The following is a 15962-nucleotide window of genomic DNA, read 5'->3' on the forward strand; positions in this document are numbered from 1 at the left end:
AGGTATTACTGTCACACTCGCCCGCCGTGCGGGTTCTGGAGTCCGTCGTGAGCTTTGCCAACCGTCTGTTCCCCGCCACTCGCCTGCGTCGTAATCGCCGTGACGAGTTCTCTCGCCGCCTGGTACGCGAACACGTACTCACCACCAATGACCTGATCCTGCCGGTGTTCGTCCTCGATGGCGAGAACCGCCGCGAAGCCGTGCCATCGATGCCGGGCGTCGAGCGCCTGTCCATCGACCTGCTGCTGGCCGAGGCCGAACGCTGGGTCGAGCTGGGCATCCCGGCGCTGGCGCTGTTCCCGGTCACGCCGCTGGAGAAGAAGTCGCTGGATGGCAGTGAGGCCTGGAATCCGGACGGTATTGCCCAGCGCGCCATTCGCGCCCTGCGCGCCAAGTTCCCGGAGCTGGGCGTGATCAGCGACGTGGCCCTGGACCCCTTCACCACCCACGGCCAGGACGGCATTCTCGACGACGATGGCTACGTGATGAACGACGTCACCGTCGATGCCCTGGTCAAGCAGGCCCTGTCGCATGCCGAAGCCGGTGCCCAGGTGGTGGCGCCGTCGGACATGATGGACGGGCGCATCCAGGCGATTCGCGAGGCGCTGGAGCTGGCTGAGCACGTCAACGTGCGCATCATGGCCTACTCGGCCAAGTACGCCAGCGCCTACTACGGCCCGTTCCGCGATGCAGTGGGCTCGGCCGCCAACCTGGGCAAGGCCAACAAGGCCAGCTACCAGATGGACCCGGCCAACGGTGACGAGGCGCTGCACGAAGTGGCGGCGGATCTGGCCGAAGGTGCCGACATGGTCATGGTCAAGCCGGGCATGCCCTACCTGGACATCGTCTGGCGGGTGAAAGAGGCCTACAAGGTGCCGACCTTTGCCTACCAGGTCAGTGGCGAGTACGCCATGCACATGGCCGCCATCCAGAACGGCTGGCTGTCGGAGGCAGTGATCCTCGAATCGCTGACCGCCTTCAAACGCGCGGGTGCCGATGGCATCCTCACCTACTTCGCCGTGCGTGCGGCTGAACTGATCAAAGAGGGGCGCTGAGGCCCCCAGGACATCTGCGATGAATACCGAGGGATTGAGCAAAACCGACCTGCAGCAAGCCGCCGAGCAAGCGCTGCCGGTCGAGGTCGTGGTCGAACAGCCGGCGCCGGAGCCCGAGCCGGCCCCCGCGCCGCCGGCACCGATTCCGGGAGTGGACGACAGCTCCCTGTACATTCATCGCGAGCTGTCGCAGCTGCAGTTCAACATCCGTGTGCTGGAACAGGCGCTGGATGAGTCCTACCCGCTGCTGGAAAGGCTCAAGTTTCTGCTGATCTTCTCCAGCAACCTCGACGAGTTCTTCGAGATCCGCGTGGCCGGCCTGAAGAAGCAGATCAACTTCGCCCGCGAGCAGGCCGGCGCCGATGGCCTGCTGCCGAGCCAGGCGCTGGCGCGGATTTCCGACATCGCCCACGAGCAGGTCGAGCGCCAGTACGCGCTGCTCAATGACGTGCTGCTGCCGGCCCTGGCCAAGCACCAGATCAACTTCATTCGCCGGCGTTACTGGACCACCAAGCTGAAGGCCTGGGTGCGTCGCTACTTCCGCGACGAAATCGCACCGATCATCACCCCGATCGGCCTCGACCCGACGCATCCCTTCCCGCTGCTGGTGAACAAGAGCCTCAACTTCATCGTCGAGCTGGAGGGGGTCGATGCTTTCGGGCGTGACTCCGGCCTGGCGATCATCCCGGCGCCGCGCCTGCTACCGCGCATCATCCGTGTGCCGGAAGAGATCGGTGGGGCAGGGGACAACTACGTCTTCCTCTCCTCGATGATTCATGCCCACGCCGACGACCTGTTCCAGGGCATGAAGGTCAAGGGCTGCTACCAGTTCCGCCTGACCCGTAACGCCGACCTGTCGGTCGATACCGAGGATGTCGAAGACCTGGCCCGCGCCCTGCGCGGCGAGCTGTTCAGCCGTCGCTACGGCGATGCCGTGCGCCTGGAGGTAGTGGACACCTGCCCGAAACACCTGAGTGATCAGCTGCTCAAGCAGTTCAACCTGGGTGAGAGCGAGCTGTATCGGGTCAACGGCCCGGTCAACCTGACCCGCCTGTTCAGCATCACCGGCCTGGAAAGCCATCCGGAGCTGCAATACACCCCGTTCACTCCGGTGATTCCCAAGCTGCTGCAGAACAGCGACAACATCTTCAACGTGGTCGGCAAGCAGGACATCCTCCTGCTGCACCCCTTCGAGTCCTTCACGCCGGTGGTCGACCTGCTGCGTCAGGCGGCGAAAGACCCGCACGTGCTGGCGATCAAACAGACCCTGTACCGCTCCGGGGCCAACTCGGAGATCGTCGATGCCCTGGTCGAGGCCGCGCGTAACGGCAAGGAAGTCACCGCGGTGATCGAGCTGCGAGCGCGTTTCGACGAGGAGTCCAACCTGCAGCTGGCCAGTCGCCTGCAACAGGCCGGCGCGGTGGTGATCTACGGCGTGGTCGGCTTCAAGACCCACGCCAAGATGATGCTGATCCTGCGCCGCGAGAACGGCGAGCTGCGCCGCTACGCGCACCTGGGTACCGGCAACTACCACGCAGGCAACGCCAAGCTGTACACCGACTACAGCCTGCTCACCGCCGACGTGGCCTTGGGCGAGGACGTGTCCAAGCTGTTCAACCAGCTGATCGGCATGGGCAAGACCCTGCGCATGAAGAAGCTGCTGCACGCGCCCTTCACCCTGAAGAAGACCCTGCTCGACCTGATCGCCTTCGAGACCCAGCAGGCCAGCGAAGGCAAGCCGGCGCAGATCATGGCCAAGTTCAACTCGCTGACCGACCCCAAGGTCATCCGCGCGCTGTACAAGGCCAGCCAGGCCGGGGTGAAGATCGACCTGGTGGTGCGCGGCATGTGCTGCCTGCGGCCTGGCGTCCCCGGGGTTTCGCACAACATCCAGGTGCGCTCGATCATCGGCCGCTTCCTCGAACACACCCGGGTGTTCTACTTCCTCAATGGCGGCGACGAGAAGATCTACCTGTCCAGCGCCGACTGGATGGAGCGCAACCTCGACAAGCGCGTGGAGACCTGCTTCCCGGTAGAGGGGCGCAAGCTGATCCTGCGGGTGAAGAAGGAGCTGGAAAGCTACCTGAGCGACAACACCCAGGCCTGGGTGCTGCAGCCTGACGGCCGCTACCTGCGTACCAGCCCCAGCGGCAATGCCAACCCGCGCAGTGCCCAGGCGGGCCTGCTGGAGAAGCTGACCACGCCACAGGTGCGCTGAGCGGTCAGGTAAATCGAAAAGCCCCGCTTTTGCGGGGCTTTTTCATACTCAGCGTACGCTCAGGCTGAAGCCGATACGCGTCAGCCAGGTGGCTTCCTGTTCGAAGTCCGCCTGGGTCAGCGGATTGGCCTCCAGCCAGCCATCGGGGAAGGTCAGATCCAGGCTCTGCGGGCCCACACTGAACTGCACCTTGGGCATTTCCTGGGTGCCGCGAATGTGGTGGAAGAGGATGGCGAAGCGCAGCAGTACGCACAGGCGCTGCAGCTGAACGCCATCGTCACCGAAGTCGGCGAACTTGTCCTTGGGGATATTGCGGCGGTGGCCACGTACCAGCAGGGCCAGCATCAGCTGATCCTTGCGCGAGAAGCCGGCCAGGTCGGAGTGCTCGATCAGGTAGGCACCGTGCTTGTGGTACTGGTAGTGGGCGATGTCCAGGCCGATTTCGTGTACCCGCGCGCCCCATTGCAGCAGGTCACGGTGCCAATCCTCGTCCAGTTTCCAGGCCTCGGCCACTTCCTCCAGGACTTGCAGGGCCTTGCGCTCGACGCGCTCGGCCTGCTGCAGATCGACGTGGTAGCGCTCCATCAGCGCGCTCAGCGTGCGTTCGCGCACGTCTTCGTGATGATGGCGGCCTAGCAGGTCGTAGAGCACGCCTTCGCGCAGGGCGCCTTCGGAGTGATCCATGCGCTGCAGGTCGAGGGCATCGAAGATGGCTTCGGCGATGGCCAGGCCGGCGGGGAAGATTTGCCTGCGATCCGGCTTGATGCCGTCGAAGTCGATCTTTTCCACGTCGCCGAGCTTGAGCAGTTTGCGCTTGAGCCAGGCCAATCCCTCCGGATTGATTTCACCGTTACCCAGGCCTGCGCCCTTGATGGCCAGGCCGACGGCGCGAATGGTCCCGGAGGCGCCGACCGCTTCCTGCCAGCCGAGGCGCTGCAGGCCCTGCTCGATGTTCATCAGCTCCAGGCGCGCGGCGGTATAGGCCTGGGCGTAGCGGGCTGGGGTGATCTTGCCGTCCTTGAAATAGCGCTGGGTAAAGCTGACGCAGCCCATCTGCAAGCTCTCGCGCAGCAGTGGCTCGAAGCGTTGGCCGACGATGAATTCGGTGCTGCCGCCGCCGATATCCGCCACCAGGCGCTTGCCCGGGGTGTCGGCGATGCTGTGCGACACGCCAAGGTAGATCAGGCGTGCTTCTTCACGACCGGAAATGACTTCTACTTCATGGCCGAGCAGTGCGTCGGCGCGGCGGATGAATTCATTGCGGTTACGGGCCTCGCGCAGGGCGTTGGTGCCGACGATGCGCACGGCACCTTGTGGCAGGCCCTGGATCAGCTGGCCGAAGCGGCGCAGGCAGTCCAGGCCACGTTGCATGGCCTCTTCGCTGAGCATGCGTTCTTCGTCGAGGCCTGCTGCCAGCTGCACCTTTTCACCTAGCCGCTCGAGGATGCGGATCTCGCCATGATCGGCCTTGGCCAGCACCATGTGGAAGCTGTTGGAGCCGAGGTCGATGGCGGCAATCAGGGGGAACTGCTTGTCGGCATTGGGCATGGTTCGGGGGGTCCCTATTCAAAACGCAGGCAGCCTGCCTCTCGCGGGCAAGCACTCCAATCCCTTCATGTTAACCGCCCTGAGCCAGGATGCCGTAGTCTTTCATCAGTGGTATGAAATCCATTGATAGTGAAGGTCAATGGCGAGCGGCTTTCGGTGGGGGCGGATGCGGGCTATCATGGCCGCCAGTTTTTCGCTTCCGCACCCGGAGACTATTCATGAGCGAGTTCATCACCAACGTCAGCGACAGCAGTTTCGAAGACGACGTGATCAAGGCCGACGGTCCGGTCCTGGTCGACTACTGGGCCGAATGGTGCGGTCCGTGCAAGATGATTGCACCGGTTCTGGACGAGATCGCCCAGACCTACCAGGGCAAACTGAAGGTGTGCAAGCTGAACATCGACGAGAACCAGGAAACCCCGCCGAAGTATGGCGTGCGTGGCATCCCGACCCTGATGCTGTTCAAGAACGGCAATGTCGAAGCCACCAAGGTCGGCGCCCTGTCCAAGTCGCAGCTGGCAGCCTTCCTCGACGCCAACATCTGAGGCGTTGCGCAAAAGCCCCGCTACTCGCGGGGCTTTTTTCTGGGCGCGGGGTGGACGTCGCGCTAAACCCGGTGTTACATTCGGGCCTGCAACGGGTTCCTCGTTGCCTCTCACGCCGTCGCCGACGCACTCTTCCTGATAAGACCGAGCGATCCAGTCGCCTTCCTCGCGGCGCGGCCAGCTAAGCCCAAGTGCTTTTCCTCCCTCCTCTCATTTCTACGTCATTCCTATGAATCTGACCGAACTCAAGCAAAAGCCGATTGCCGAACTGCTGGACATGGCCGACCAGGCTGGTCTGGAAAACATGGCCCGTTCGCGCAAGCAGGACATCATCTTCGCCCTGCTGAAAAAGCACGCGAAAAGCGGTGAAGAGATTTCCGGCGACGGCGTGCTGGAGATCCTCCAGGACGGCTTCGGCTTCCTGCGCAGCGCGGACTCCTCCTACCTGGCCGGCCCGGACGACATCTACGTCTCGCCCAGCCAGATCCGCCGCTTCAACCTGCGTACCGGTGACACCATCGTCGGCAAGATCCGCCCGCCGAAAGAAGGCGAGCGCTACTTCGCCCTGCTCAAGGTCGACAGCATCAACTTCGACCGCCCGGAAAACGCCAAGAACAAGATCCTGTTCGAAAACCTGACGCCGTTGTTCCCCAACGAGCGCCTGACCATGGAGGCCGGCAACGGCTCCACCGAGGACATCACCGGCCGCGTGATCGACCTCTGCGCGCCGATCGGCAAGGGCCAGCGTGGCCTGATCGTCGCCCCGCCGAAAGCGGGCAAGACCATCATGCTGCAGAACATCGCCGCCAACATCGCGCGCAACAACCCCGAGTGCTACCTGATCGTCCTGCTGATCGACGAGCGCCCGGAAGAAGTGACCGAGATGCAGCGCACCGTGCGTGGCGAAGTGGTGGCGTCGACCTTCGACGAGCCGCCAACCCGTCACGTGCAGGTTGCCGAAATGGTGATCGAGAAGGCCAAGCGCCTGGTCGAGCACAAGAAGGACGTGGTCATCCTGCTCGACTCCATCACCCGCCTGGCGCGTGCCTACAACACCGTGATCCCGAGCTCCGGCAAGGTGCTCACCGGTGGTGTCGACGCCCATGCCCTGGAGAAGCCCAAGCGCTTCTTCGGTGCCGCGCGTAACATCGAGGAAGGCGGTAGCCTGACCATCCTCGCCACCGCGCTGGTGGAAACCGGCTCGAAGATGGACGAGGTGATCTACGAGGAGTTCAAGGGCACCGGCAACATGGAGCTGCCGCTGGACCGTCGTATCGCCGAGAAGCGTGTGTTCCCGGCCATCAACATCAACAAGTCCGGCACCCGCCGCGAGGAGTTGCTGACCGGCGAGGAAGAGCTGTCGCGCATGTGGATTCTGCGCAAGCTGCTGCACCCGATGGACGAGATCGCCGCTATCGAGTTCCTCATCGACAAGCTGAAGGACACCAAGACCAACGACGAATTCTTCCTCTCCATGAAGCGCAAGTAATCCGAGCGTTGCCACAAAGGCCGGGGAAACCCGGCCTTTGCGTTTCTGTAGCCTTCTGAATAACCCAGTTCGGCGCTAAACTTTGCGCCCCGACCTGTGAGGCCCAAGCATGCAGTACCGCGACCTGCGCGACTTCATCCGTGAGCTGGAAAGCCGCGGTGAGCTCAAGCGCATCCAGACCCCGGTTTCTCCCGTGCTGGAGATGACCGAAATCTGTGACCGTACCCTGCGCAAGGGTGGCCCGGCGCTGCTGTTCGAAAACCCCACGGGCTTCGACGTGCCGGTGCTCGGCAACCTGTTCGGCACGCCCAAGCGGGTGGCGCTGGGTATGGGCGCCGAGGATGTCGGCGAGCTGCGCGAAATCGGCAAGCTGCTGGCCTTTCTCAAGGAGCCGGAGCCGCCCAAGGGGCTGAAGGACGCCTGGAGCAAGCTGCCGATCTATAAGAAGGTCATCAGCATGGCGCCCAAGGTACTCAAGGATGCACCGTGCCATGAGCTGATCGAGGAAGGTGACGACGTCGACCTGTCCAAGCTGCCGATCCAGCACTGCTGGCCGGGCGACGTGGCGCCGCTGATCACCTGGGGCCTGACCATCACTCGCGGGCCGAACAAGGAGCGGCAGAACCTCGGCATCTATCGTCAGCAGGTGATCGGCCGCAACAAGGTGATCATGCGCTGGCTCAGCCACCGTGGCGGCGCGCTGGATTACCGCGAGTGGTGTCAGAAGCATCCCGATAAGCCCTACCCGGTCTGCGTGGCCCTGGGCGCCGACCCGGCGACCATCCTCGGCGCCGTCACCCCGGTGCCCGACACGCTTTCCGAGTACGCCTTCGCCGGCCTGCTGCGCGGCCACCGCACCGAGCTGGTCAAGGCCATCGGCTCCGACCTGCAGGTGCCGGCCAGCGCCGAGATCGTCCTCGAAGGCGTGATCCATCCGGGCGAAACTGCGCCGGAAGGCCCCTATGGTGACCATACCGGCTACTACAACGAGGTCGACACCTTCCCGGTGTTCACCGTCGAACGCATCACCCGCCGTCGCGAGCCGATCTACCACAGTACCTACACCGGCCGTCCGCCGGATGAGCCGGCGATTCTCGGCGTGGCGCTGAACGAAGTGTTCGTGCCGATCCTGCAGAAGCAGTTCCCGGAGATCACCGACTTCTACCTGCCGCCGGAAGGTTGTTCCTACCGCATGGCGGTGGTAACCATGAAGAAGCAGTACCCGGGCCACGCCAAGCGCGTAATGCTTGGTGTGTGGTCGTTCCTGCGACAGTTCATGTACACCAAGTTCGTTATCGTCACCGACGACGACATCAATGCACGGGACTGGAATGACGTGATCTGGGCCATTACTACGCGCATGGACCCTAAGCGCGACACGGTGATGATCGACAACACGCCGATCGACTACCTCGACTTCGCCTCGCCGGTTTCCGGCCTGGGCTCGAAGATGGGTCTCGACGCCACCCACAAATGGCCGGGTGAGACCAGTCGCGAGTGGGGGCGGGTGATCGAGAAGGACCCGGCGGTGACGGCGCGGGTCGATGAGCTATGGAAAGAGCTGGGCATCGATTGATGAAGGTCACCCTGCAACCCTCTGGTGCCGTACTCGACGTGCACGGTGGTGAGCGCATCCTCGATGCCGCGCGCCGGCTTGGCTATGACTGTCCGCAGAGCTGCCGCAACGGCAACTGCCATATCTGCTCGGCGCTGTTGGTCGAGGGACGGGTACTGCAGGCCGGTGCCGAGCTGGATCACGGCGAGCTGTTCACCTGCCTGGCCGAACCGTTGGAAGACTGCGTGCTGCACTGGGATGGCGTGCTGGCGCCCGGTGAGCTGCCGGTGCGCACCTTCGGCTGCCAGGTGATCGAATGTCTGGAGGTTGGTGGTGATGTCTGCCGCGTGCGGCTGCGCGCACCGGCGGGCAAGACGCCGCGTTATCACGCCGGGCAGTACCTGCTGCTGCAGCGCGACGACGGTGAGTGGTCGGCCTTCTCCCTGGCCTCGGCACCGCATCAGGGGCGCGAGCTGGAGCTGCATATCCTCACCCGTGAGGAGAGCACGCAGCAGCTGGTGGCGCAGTTGAGCCGCTCGCCGCTGGTGCGGGTGCAGATGCCGTTTGGCGATACCCACCTGGCTGAGCTGCCGGACGGCCCGCTGGTGCTGATCGCCGCCGGTACCGGCATGGCGCAGATGCACAGCCTGATCGAGCACTGTCGCGCCACCGGCTTCAGCCACCCACTGCACCTGTACTGGGGCGTGCGCGAGGCCGAGGACTTCTATCAGCTGGAGCATTGGCAGGCGTGGCAGTCGCAGCCTGGCTTGCATCTGCATCAGGTGGTCAGCGAACCAGAGGGTTGGCCAGGCCGCAGCGGCATGTTGCACGAGGCGGTATGCCAGGACTTCCCTGATCTCAAGACCTTGCATGTGTATGCCAGTGGCTCGCCGGCGATGGTCTACGGCACCCTGGATGCGCTGGTCGAGGCGGGTATGGATGCGCATCAGATGCGCGCCGATGTGTTCGCCTACGCCCCGCGCGAATAAGATCGCAGGCACGAAAAAGCCGCCCTTGGGCGGCTTTTTTCATGAGGGCGCTTAGCGCACCTGCACCACCACCTTGCCGACGGCCTTGCGTTGGCCCAGGTAGTCGATGGCCTCGCCACCACGCTCTAGCGGGAAGGTCTGCGACACCAGCGGCTTGAGCTTGCCCTCGGCATGCCAGGCGAACAGTTGCTGGAAGTTGGCGGCGTTGTCCTGCGGCTGGCGCTGGGCGAAGGAGCCCCAGAACACGCCGATCAGCGCGGCACCCTTGAGCAGCGGCAGGTTGGCCGGCAGGGCGGGGATGCCGCCACCGGCGGCGAAGCCGACCACCAGGAAGCGGCCGTTCCAGGCCATCGAACGGAAGGCTTCCTCGAAGAAGCTGCCGCCGACCGGGTCGTAGATCACGTCCACGCCCTGGCCGTTGGTGAGCTTCTTCAGCTCTTCCTTCAGGCTTTGCTCGCTGTAGTTGATCAGGTGGTCGGCGCCGGCCTTGCGCGCCACGTCCAGCTTCTCGGCGGTGCTGGCGGCGGCAATTACCTTAGCGCCCATGGCCTTGCCGATTTCCACGGCCGCCAGGCCGACACCCCCGGAGGCGCCGAGCACCAGCAGGGTTTCGCCCGGCTGCAGGTTGGCGCGTTGTTTCAGGGCGTGCATCGAGGTGCCGTAGGTCATGCCGAAGCCGGCTGCGCTGGTCAGGTCCATGCTTGGCGGTACCGGCAGCACGTTGTAGGCGCCGACCGCCACTTCCTCGGCGAAGCTGCCCCAACCGGTCAGGGCCATGACCCGGTCGCCCGCCTTGAACTGGCTGACCTTCTCGCCAACGGCCTTGACCACGCCAGCGGCTTCACCGCCTGGGGAAAAGGGGAAGGGCGGTTTGAACTGGTACTTGCCTTCGATGATTAGCGTGTCGGGAAAGTTGACCCCGGCGGCGTGTACCTCGATCAGCACTTCATTGGGCTTGGGTTGCGGGCTGGCGGTCTCCTCCAGCACCAGGCTGGAGGCCGGGCCGAAGGCTTTGCAGAGCAGGGCTTTCATCGCGGTGTTCCTTGGGTTCGGGGACTGTCCGGCAGTGTAGGTGGCAGGCATACCCGGTCAACGAGCATGGCCCAGTCTGATGCCTGGCCATAAGCGTTGGGCTTGGGTACGTGCACCGCTGTGGCTATGCTAGGCGGCATCCGTTACTGAGGAACTGCCCCCGTGAAGAAGACCATTGCCTTGCTGCTGTCCCTGACTCTGCCCTGCCTTGCTTGGGCCAGCGGCGGGGGGGAAGAGGAAAGCGCCGAGCCCAAGGTAGCCTATGTCAGCCTGGTGCCGGCTCTGGTGGGCAATTTCGGCGAAGGCCCCAAGCTGAAGTTCTACAAGGCCGATATCGCCCTGCGCGTCATGGGCAGCGAGGCCGAGGAGAAGGTCGAGCACCACGAGCCGCTGATCCGCAACCAGCTGGTGATGCTGTTCTCCCAGCAGACCGAGGCCAGCATGGCGGACGAGAATGCCAAGGAAATCCTGCGTCAGGAGGCGCTCAAGCAGGTGCAGACGGTACTTGAGCAGGAGGAGGGCAAGCCGCTGGTCGAGGACTTGCTGTTCAACAACCTGATCATCCAGTAGCGGCGAATCCCTGGCGCGTTCGGTTTGGGCTACGCCATCTGCGCCAGGGTCTTGCGAAAGCGGGTCAGCGCGGCGAGGAAGAACAGCGTGCCGATGCCGACGATGGCCAGCAGGTTCGGCCAGACGATGGCCAGCCCGGCGCCGCGATAGAGAATCGCCTGGGCCAGGTCGACGAAGTGGGTGGTCGGCGCCGCCAGCATGATCTGCTGCACCAGCTCGGGCATGCTCTCGCGCGGTGTGGTGCCGCCGGAGAGAATCTGCAGCGGCAGCAGCACCAGGATGATCAGCAGGCCCAGCTGCGGCATCGAGCGTGCCACGGTGCCGAAGAAGATGCCCATCGAGGTGGTGGCGAACAGGTGCAGCGCCGCGCCCGCCAGAAACAGTGCCAGCGAGCCTTCGATTGGCACCTGCAGCCAGCCCTGCACCACCAGTAGCAGTGACAGCGCTGCCGCCGTCAGCACCACCAGGCCCATCGACCAGACCTTGGCCAGCATGATTTCCAGCGGCGTCACCGGCATCACCAGCAGGTGTTCGACGGTGCCGTGTTCGCGTTCGCGGATCAGCGCGGCGCCGGTGAGAATGATCGACAGCATGGTGATCTGGTTGATTACCTCCATCACCGAACCGAACCAGGCGCGGGTCAGGTTCGGGTTGAACTGCACGCGTAATACCAGATCGGCGGGCTGCTGCAGGTCGCCCCGGTAGCGACGGACGAACTCGGCGACTTCGCTGGTGCCAATGTTCTGGATGTAGCCGGCCCCGGTGAAGGCCATGCTCACCTGGGTGGCATCGACGTTGAGCTGGATCGCCGGGCTGCGCCCGGCCAGCACGTCACGCTGGAAGTTCGGCGGTATGTTCAGGGTGAAGGTGTAGCGGCCGGAGTCCATGCCACGGTCCATCTGGCTCAGGTCGATGCGCTCCGGCGTGCGGAAGTAGGGTTGCTGGAAGGCCTGGATCAGCCTTTCGGAGAGCTGCGACTGGTCTTCGTCGACCACGGCGATGGCGGCGTTGTGCAGGCTTTCCGGCAGGCTGGTGGCGGCCGAATAGACGCCCATGCTGAAGGCCCAGAGGATCAGGATCACCAGCGCCAGGTCGTGCTGCAGGCTGCGCAGCTCCTTGATACCAAGGTGGAAAATGTTGGCCAGGCGTTCCATCAGGCCTCCTGTTTGCGCAGCAAGCTGGCGCTGAGCAGGGTCAACATCGGCACGGTCAGTGCCAGGGCGAGGAAATAGCCGGCCAGATCACGCAGCTCCAGCGCCTTGGAGAACAGGCCACGGCTGATCACCAGGAACTGCGAGGTCGGGTAGAGCTGGCCGACCAGCGCGCCAAAGCCTTCCAGCGAAGCCACCGGGTAGATCAGCCCGGAGAACTGGATGGCGGGCAGCAGAGTGGCGATGGCGGTGCCGAACACGGCGGCGATCTGGCTCTTGGTGAAAGTCGACATGAGCAGGCCGAGGCCGGTGGCGCAGGCCAGGTAGAGCAGGGCGCCGGACAGCAGGGTCAGCGGGTTGCCCTTGAGCGGCACGTCAAACACGGTGATCGCCAGCAGCACCAGCAGGACGAAGTTGAACAGGCCCAGGGCGATGTAGGGCAGCTGCTTGCCGAGAAGGAATTCCAGGCGCGTGACCGGGGTGACGTAGAGGTTGATGATTGAGCCCAGCTCCTTCTCGCGCACCACGCCGAGTGCCGTAAGCATGGCCGGGATCAGCATCAGCAGCAGCGGGATCACCGCCGGCACCATGGCCTTCAGGCTCTCCACGTCCGGATTGTAGCGGTAGCGCACTTCCAGTTCGGCGGCGCTGCTGGCTTGTGGCTGCGGCGAGCGTCGGGCCAGCTCGGCCAGGTAGTGCTGGTGCAGGCCGCTGACGTAGCCCTTGATGGTTTCGGCGCGGGTCGGCATGGCGCCGTCGATCCACATGCCGATCTGCGGGCTGGCGCCGCGCTTGAGGTCGCGGCCGAAGTGAGGCGGGATCTCCACGGCCAGGCTGATATCGCCATTGCGCAGGCGCCGCTCCAGGTCGGCGTAGTCGCGCAGCGCCGGTTTCTCCAGGAAGTAGCGTGAGCCGGACAGGTTGCGGTGGTACTCCTGGCTGGTGGTGGTCTGGTCGCGGTCGAGCACGGCGAAGGTCAGGTCCTCGACGTCCAGGCTGATGCCGTAACCGATGATGAACAGCAGCAATACCGTGCCGAGCAGGGCCATGCCGCCGCGGATCGGGTCGCGACGCAGCTCCAGCGCTTCGCGGCGGGCGTAGCTGAACAGGCGGCGCAGGCTGAAGCGCTGGCGCTGCGGTGGCGGCGCCTTTTGCAGCGGCGGTGCTTCGCTGGCCGGCTGCTCGCCGACCGCCTCCTGCAGGTAGGCGATGAAGGTCGCTTCCAGGCTGTCCAGCCCGCGCTTGGCCATCAGCCCCTGCGGCGTGTCGCTGTCCAGCACCTTGCCGGCGTGCATCAGCGAGATGCGGTCGCAGCGCTGCGCCTCGTTCATGAAGTGGGTGGAGATGAAGATGGTCACGCCGTCCTGGCGCGACAGGTCGAGCATCAGCTGCCAGAAGCCGTCGCGCGCCACCGGGTCGACGCCCGAGGTGGGCTCGTCGAGGATCAGGATCTCCGGCTGGTGGATCACCGCTACGGCCAGCGACAGGCGTTGGCGAATGCCCAGCGGCAAGCGCTCGGGAAGCATGTCCATGACCGCGTCGAGGTCGAAACGACGGGCCATCGCGGCGACGCGATCGTCGATCTGCGCGGCCGGTACATGGAACAGACGGGCGTGCAGTTCCAGGTTCTGGCGTACCGTCAGTTCGCTGTAGAGGGAGAAGGCCTGCGACATGTAGCCGACCCGCTTGCGCGTAGCCATGTCGCGCGGGTCCACCGTCTGGCCGAACAGCAGCGCCTCGCCTTCGCTGGCCGGCAGCAGGCCGGTGAGCATCTTCATGGTGGTGCTCTTGCCGCAGCCGTTGGAGCCGAGGAAACCGAAGATCTCGCCACGGCGGATGCGGAACGACACCGCGTCGACCGCGACGAAGTCGCCGAAGCGCATGGTCAGGCCCTTGGCCTCGATGGCGATATCGCTGTGCTCCTGCAGGGGCTGGATCGCCACCTCGCGGTGGCCGCGACGCTTTTCCTCCGGTAGCAGGGCGATGAAGGCCTGCTCCAGGCTGGCGCAGCCGGTGCGCGTGCGCAGTTCGGCCGGGCTGCCTTCGGCCAGCACGCGGCCGGCATCCATCGCCACCAGGTGGTCGAAGCGCTCGGCCTCCTCCATATAGGCGGTGGCCACCAGCACGCTCATCTGCGGGCGCTGCGCGCGGATGCGCGCGATCAGCTCCCAGAACTGGTTGCGCGACAGCGGGTCGACGCCGGTGGTCGGCTCGTCGAGGATCAGCAGGTCAGGGTCATGGATCAGCGCGCAGCACAGCCCGAGTTTCTGCTTCATGCCGCCGGACAGCTTGCCCGCCGGGCGTTCGCGAAACGCTGACATACCGGTGCTGCGCAGCAGGTCGTCGATGCGCCGCTCGCGCTCGGCAGCGTCCTGACCGAACAGGCGGCCGAAGAAGTCGAGGTTCTCGAACACCGACAGCGTGGGGTAGAGGTTCTTGCCCAGGCCCTGGGGCATGTAGGCGATATGCGGGCAGACACGGCGGCGGTGGCGCGTGTCGGCCATGTCGCCGTCGAGTACCTCGACCTTGCCGGCCTGGATCTGCCGCGCTCCGGCGATCAGCGCCAGCAGGCTGGACTTGCCAACACCGTCCGGGCCGATCAGGCCGACCATGCGCTGCGCCGGCAGCTCCAGGTCGATAGCCTCGAGGGCGCGGGTCACGCCATAGCGCAGGCCGACGCCGCTGAGGCGGGCGACCGCCGGGTTCATTGCGGAACCTTGATCGCCAGGTGTGCCGGCCATTCGGCCTCGGGATCAAGGCGCAGGTAGGCCATGCCGGGGACGCCGGTCTTCACCTGCTGCAGGTGCTTGCTCAGCAGCTCGGGGTCGATGCGCGCCTTGACCCGGAACATCAGCTTCTCGCGCTCGCTGGCGGTTTCCACGGTCTTCGGGGTGAACTGGGCGACGCTGGCCACGTAGCTGACCTTGGCCGGAATCACATACTGCGGCGCGGCGTCGATCACCAGGCGCACTTCGCTGCCGAGGGCGACGCGGCCGGCCTGGCGCTCGGGCAGGAAGAAGGTCATGTAGACGTCGGTGAGGTCCACCAGGTTGAGCACCTTGCCGCCCGCGCCAAGCACTTCACCCGGCTGGGTCACGCGGTACTGCACGCGCCCGGCGCGCGGCGCCTTGAGCTGGCTGTCGTCGATGTCCGCCTGCAGGCGTTCGACGCTGGCCTGCGCGGCTTGAGTGGCCGACTCTGCCTCGACCGCCTGTGACTGGGCTGCAGCGATGCCGGCATCGGCCGAGCTGACTTGCGCGCGAGCCGCCGCCAGCGCGGCCTCTGCACTCTGCAGGCGGGCCAGATCGTCATCCAGTTGCTGCTGGGCCAGGGCGTTGCGCTTGACCAGCGTGGCGCTGCGCGCATGGCGTTTGCGCGCCGCGTCCAGCTCTGCCTGGCGCTGGCGCACCACCGCTTCGGCGGTCAGTTTTTCACTCTGTCGCAGGCGGATCTGGCTGGCGGCAGTGATCTGGCCGTTCTCGGCCTGGCGCAGTTGTGCCCTGGCCTGGGCCAGCTGGGCGTCGAGCACCTGGGTATCCATCTGTGCGAGCAACTGGCCGTGCTGGGCGAAGTCGCCCTCGTCCACGGCGATGCTGGCGATGCGCCCGGCCAGCTTGGTGGCGACATCCACCTCGGTGGCTTCGATGCGCCCGTTGCCGCTGGCTAAGCCTTCGCCCAGCTCGTCCGGGCGCAGCTGCCACCAGGCGGCCGCCGCCAGCAGGGCGAGGCCGGCGGCGATCAGGTAGGGCAGGGGGCGTTGCGCGTTCATCATCAGGGCTTCCCTTCTGCGCCCCGCTCGGGGCAATGCTT

12 protein-coding genes are annotated in these 15962 nt (G+C 65.1%); 7 read left to right on the forward strand and 5 right to left on the reverse strand.

The window, feature by feature from the left end:
• Window positions 1-47: 47 nt before the first annotated feature.
• Window positions 48-1055: a porphobilinogen synthase gene (gene hemB / locus P7A97_RS01335; protein WP_277688121.1), complete on the forward strand. Its 1008-nt coding sequence runs from the start codon at window positions 48-50 to the stop codon at window positions 1053-1055.
• Between the two features lie 19 nt (window positions 1056-1074).
• Window positions 1075-3273 carry a polyphosphate kinase 1 gene (gene ppk1, locus P7A97_RS01340; RefSeq protein WP_277688122.1) on the forward strand — a complete coding sequence of 733 codons (2199 nt, stop codon included), beginning with the start codon at window positions 1075-1077 and terminating at the stop codon, window positions 3271-3273.
• A 48-nt stretch (window positions 3274-3321) separates the two neighbouring features.
• Here ppk1 and ppx read toward each other — a convergent pair whose 3' ends face one another.
• The gene (gene ppx, locus P7A97_RS01345) at window positions 3322-4821 is read right to left on the reverse strand and encodes an exopolyphosphatase (RefSeq protein ID WP_277688123.1); all 1500 of its coding nucleotides are present in this window, start codon (window positions 4819-4821) and stop codon (window positions 3322-3324) included.
• Between the two features lie 218 nt (window positions 4822-5039).
• Between ppx and trxA the strand changes: the two genes are divergently transcribed.
• From trxA to P7A97_RS01365, 4 genes are all read left to right on the forward strand, one after another.
• Window positions 5040-5366 carry a thioredoxin TrxA gene (gene trxA, locus P7A97_RS01350; protein WP_277688124.1) on the forward strand — a complete coding sequence of 109 codons (327 nt, stop codon included), beginning with the start codon at window positions 5040-5042 and terminating at the stop codon, window positions 5364-5366.
• Window positions 5367-5595: 229 nt separating this feature from the next.
• Complete coding sequence (gene rho, locus P7A97_RS01355) at window positions 5596-6855, forward strand: transcription termination factor Rho (RefSeq protein ID WP_277688125.1); 1260 nt, start codon at window positions 5596-5598, stop codon at window positions 6853-6855.
• 109 nt (window positions 6856-6964) lie between these two features.
• Window positions 6965-8431 (forward strand): 4-hydroxy-3-polyprenylbenzoate decarboxylase, encoded by a 1467-nt coding sequence (gene ubiD / locus P7A97_RS01360; RefSeq protein WP_277688126.1) that lies wholly within the window; start codon window positions 6965-6967, stop codon window positions 8429-8431.
• Complete coding sequence (locus P7A97_RS01365; RefSeq protein WP_277688127.1) at window positions 8431-9399, forward strand: CDP-6-deoxy-delta-3,4-glucoseen reductase; 969 nt, start codon at window positions 8431-8433, stop codon at window positions 9397-9399. Before ubiD ends, P7A97_RS01365 begins: the two co-directional genes overlap by 1 nt.
• Window positions 9400-9450: 51 nt before the next feature.
• On the opposite strand, the gene P7A97_RS01370 is transcribed toward P7A97_RS01365, so the two are convergent.
• Window positions 9451-10431: an NADPH:quinone oxidoreductase family protein gene (locus P7A97_RS01370; protein WP_277688128.1), complete on the reverse strand. Its 981-nt coding sequence runs from the start codon at window positions 10429-10431 to the stop codon at window positions 9451-9453.
• A gap of 162 nt (window positions 10432-10593) precedes the next feature.
• Between P7A97_RS01370 and P7A97_RS01375 the strand changes: the two genes are divergently transcribed.
• Window positions 10594-11001: a flagellar basal body-associated protein FliL gene (locus P7A97_RS01375; RefSeq protein WP_277688129.1), complete on the forward strand. Its 408-nt coding sequence runs from the start codon at window positions 10594-10596 to the stop codon at window positions 10999-11001.
• Between the two features lie 29 nt (window positions 11002-11030).
• Here P7A97_RS01375 and P7A97_RS01380 read toward each other — a convergent pair whose 3' ends face one another.
• Genes P7A97_RS01380 through P7A97_RS01390 form a run of 3 tightly spaced genes read right to left on the reverse strand, consistent with a single transcriptional unit; the run spans window position 11031 to window position 15921 of the window.
• Window positions 11031-12155 carry an ABC transporter permease gene (locus P7A97_RS01380; protein ID WP_277688131.1) on the reverse strand — a complete coding sequence of 375 codons (1125 nt, stop codon included), beginning with the start codon at window positions 12153-12155 and terminating at the stop codon, window positions 11031-11033.
• Entirely contained in the window at window positions 12155-14860 is a 2706-nt protein-coding gene (gene rbbA / locus P7A97_RS01385; RefSeq protein ID WP_277688132.1) for a ribosome-associated ATPase/putative transporter RbbA, read from the reverse strand. Before rbbA ends, P7A97_RS01380 begins: the two co-directional genes overlap by 1 nt.
• Window positions 14857-15921, reverse strand: a complete 1065-nt coding sequence (locus P7A97_RS01390) for an HlyD family efflux transporter periplasmic adaptor subunit (RefSeq protein WP_277688370.1) — start codon at window positions 15919-15921, stop codon at window positions 14857-14859. The genes rbbA and P7A97_RS01390 overlap by 4 nt, the downstream gene beginning before the upstream one ends.
• Window positions 15922-15962: the final 41 nt, after the last annotated feature.

This window comes from Pseudomonas sp. GOM6 (genome assembly GCF_029537485.1).
In the GTDB taxonomy this organism is placed as follows: Bacteria; Pseudomonadota; Gammaproteobacteria; order Pseudomonadales; family Pseudomonadaceae; genus Aquipseudomonas.

Excerpts from the sequence above, each read along its gene's own strand:
- ppk1 (WP_277688122.1), top strand. The coding sequence starts at position 1,075 with ATGAATACCGAGGGATTGAGCAAAACCGACCTGCAGCAAGCCGCCGAG.
- ppx (WP_277688123.1), bottom strand. The coding sequence starts at position 4,821 with ATGCCCAATGCCGACAAGCAGTTCCCCCTGATTGCCGCCATCGACCTC.
- trxA (WP_277688124.1), top strand. The coding sequence starts at position 5,040 with ATGAGCGAGTTCATCACCAACGTCAGCGACAGCAGTTTCGAAGACGAC.
- rho (WP_277688125.1), top strand. The coding sequence starts at position 5,596 with ATGAATCTGACCGAACTCAAGCAAAAGCCGATTGCCGAACTGCTGGAC.
- ubiD (WP_277688126.1), top strand. The coding sequence starts at position 6,965 with ATGCAGTACCGCGACCTGCGCGACTTCATCCGTGAGCTGGAAAGCCGC.
- P7A97_RS01365 (WP_277688127.1), top strand. The coding sequence starts at position 8,431 with ATGAAGGTCACCCTGCAACCCTCTGGTGCCGTACTCGACGTGCACGGT.
- P7A97_RS01370 (WP_277688128.1), bottom strand. The coding sequence starts at position 10,431 with ATGAAAGCCCTGCTCTGCAAAGCCTTCGGCCCGGCCTCCAGCCTGGTG.
- P7A97_RS01380 (WP_277688131.1), bottom strand. The coding sequence starts at position 12,155 with ATGGAACGCCTGGCCAACATTTTCCACCTTGGTATCAAGGAGCTGCGC.
- rbbA (WP_277688132.1), bottom strand. The coding sequence starts at position 14,860 with ATGAACCCGGCGGTCGCCCGCCTCAGCGGCGTCGGCCTGCGCTATGGC.
- P7A97_RS01390 (WP_277688370.1), bottom strand. The coding sequence starts at position 15,921 with ATGAACGCGCAACGCCCCCTGCCCTACCTGATCGCCGCCGGCCTCGCC.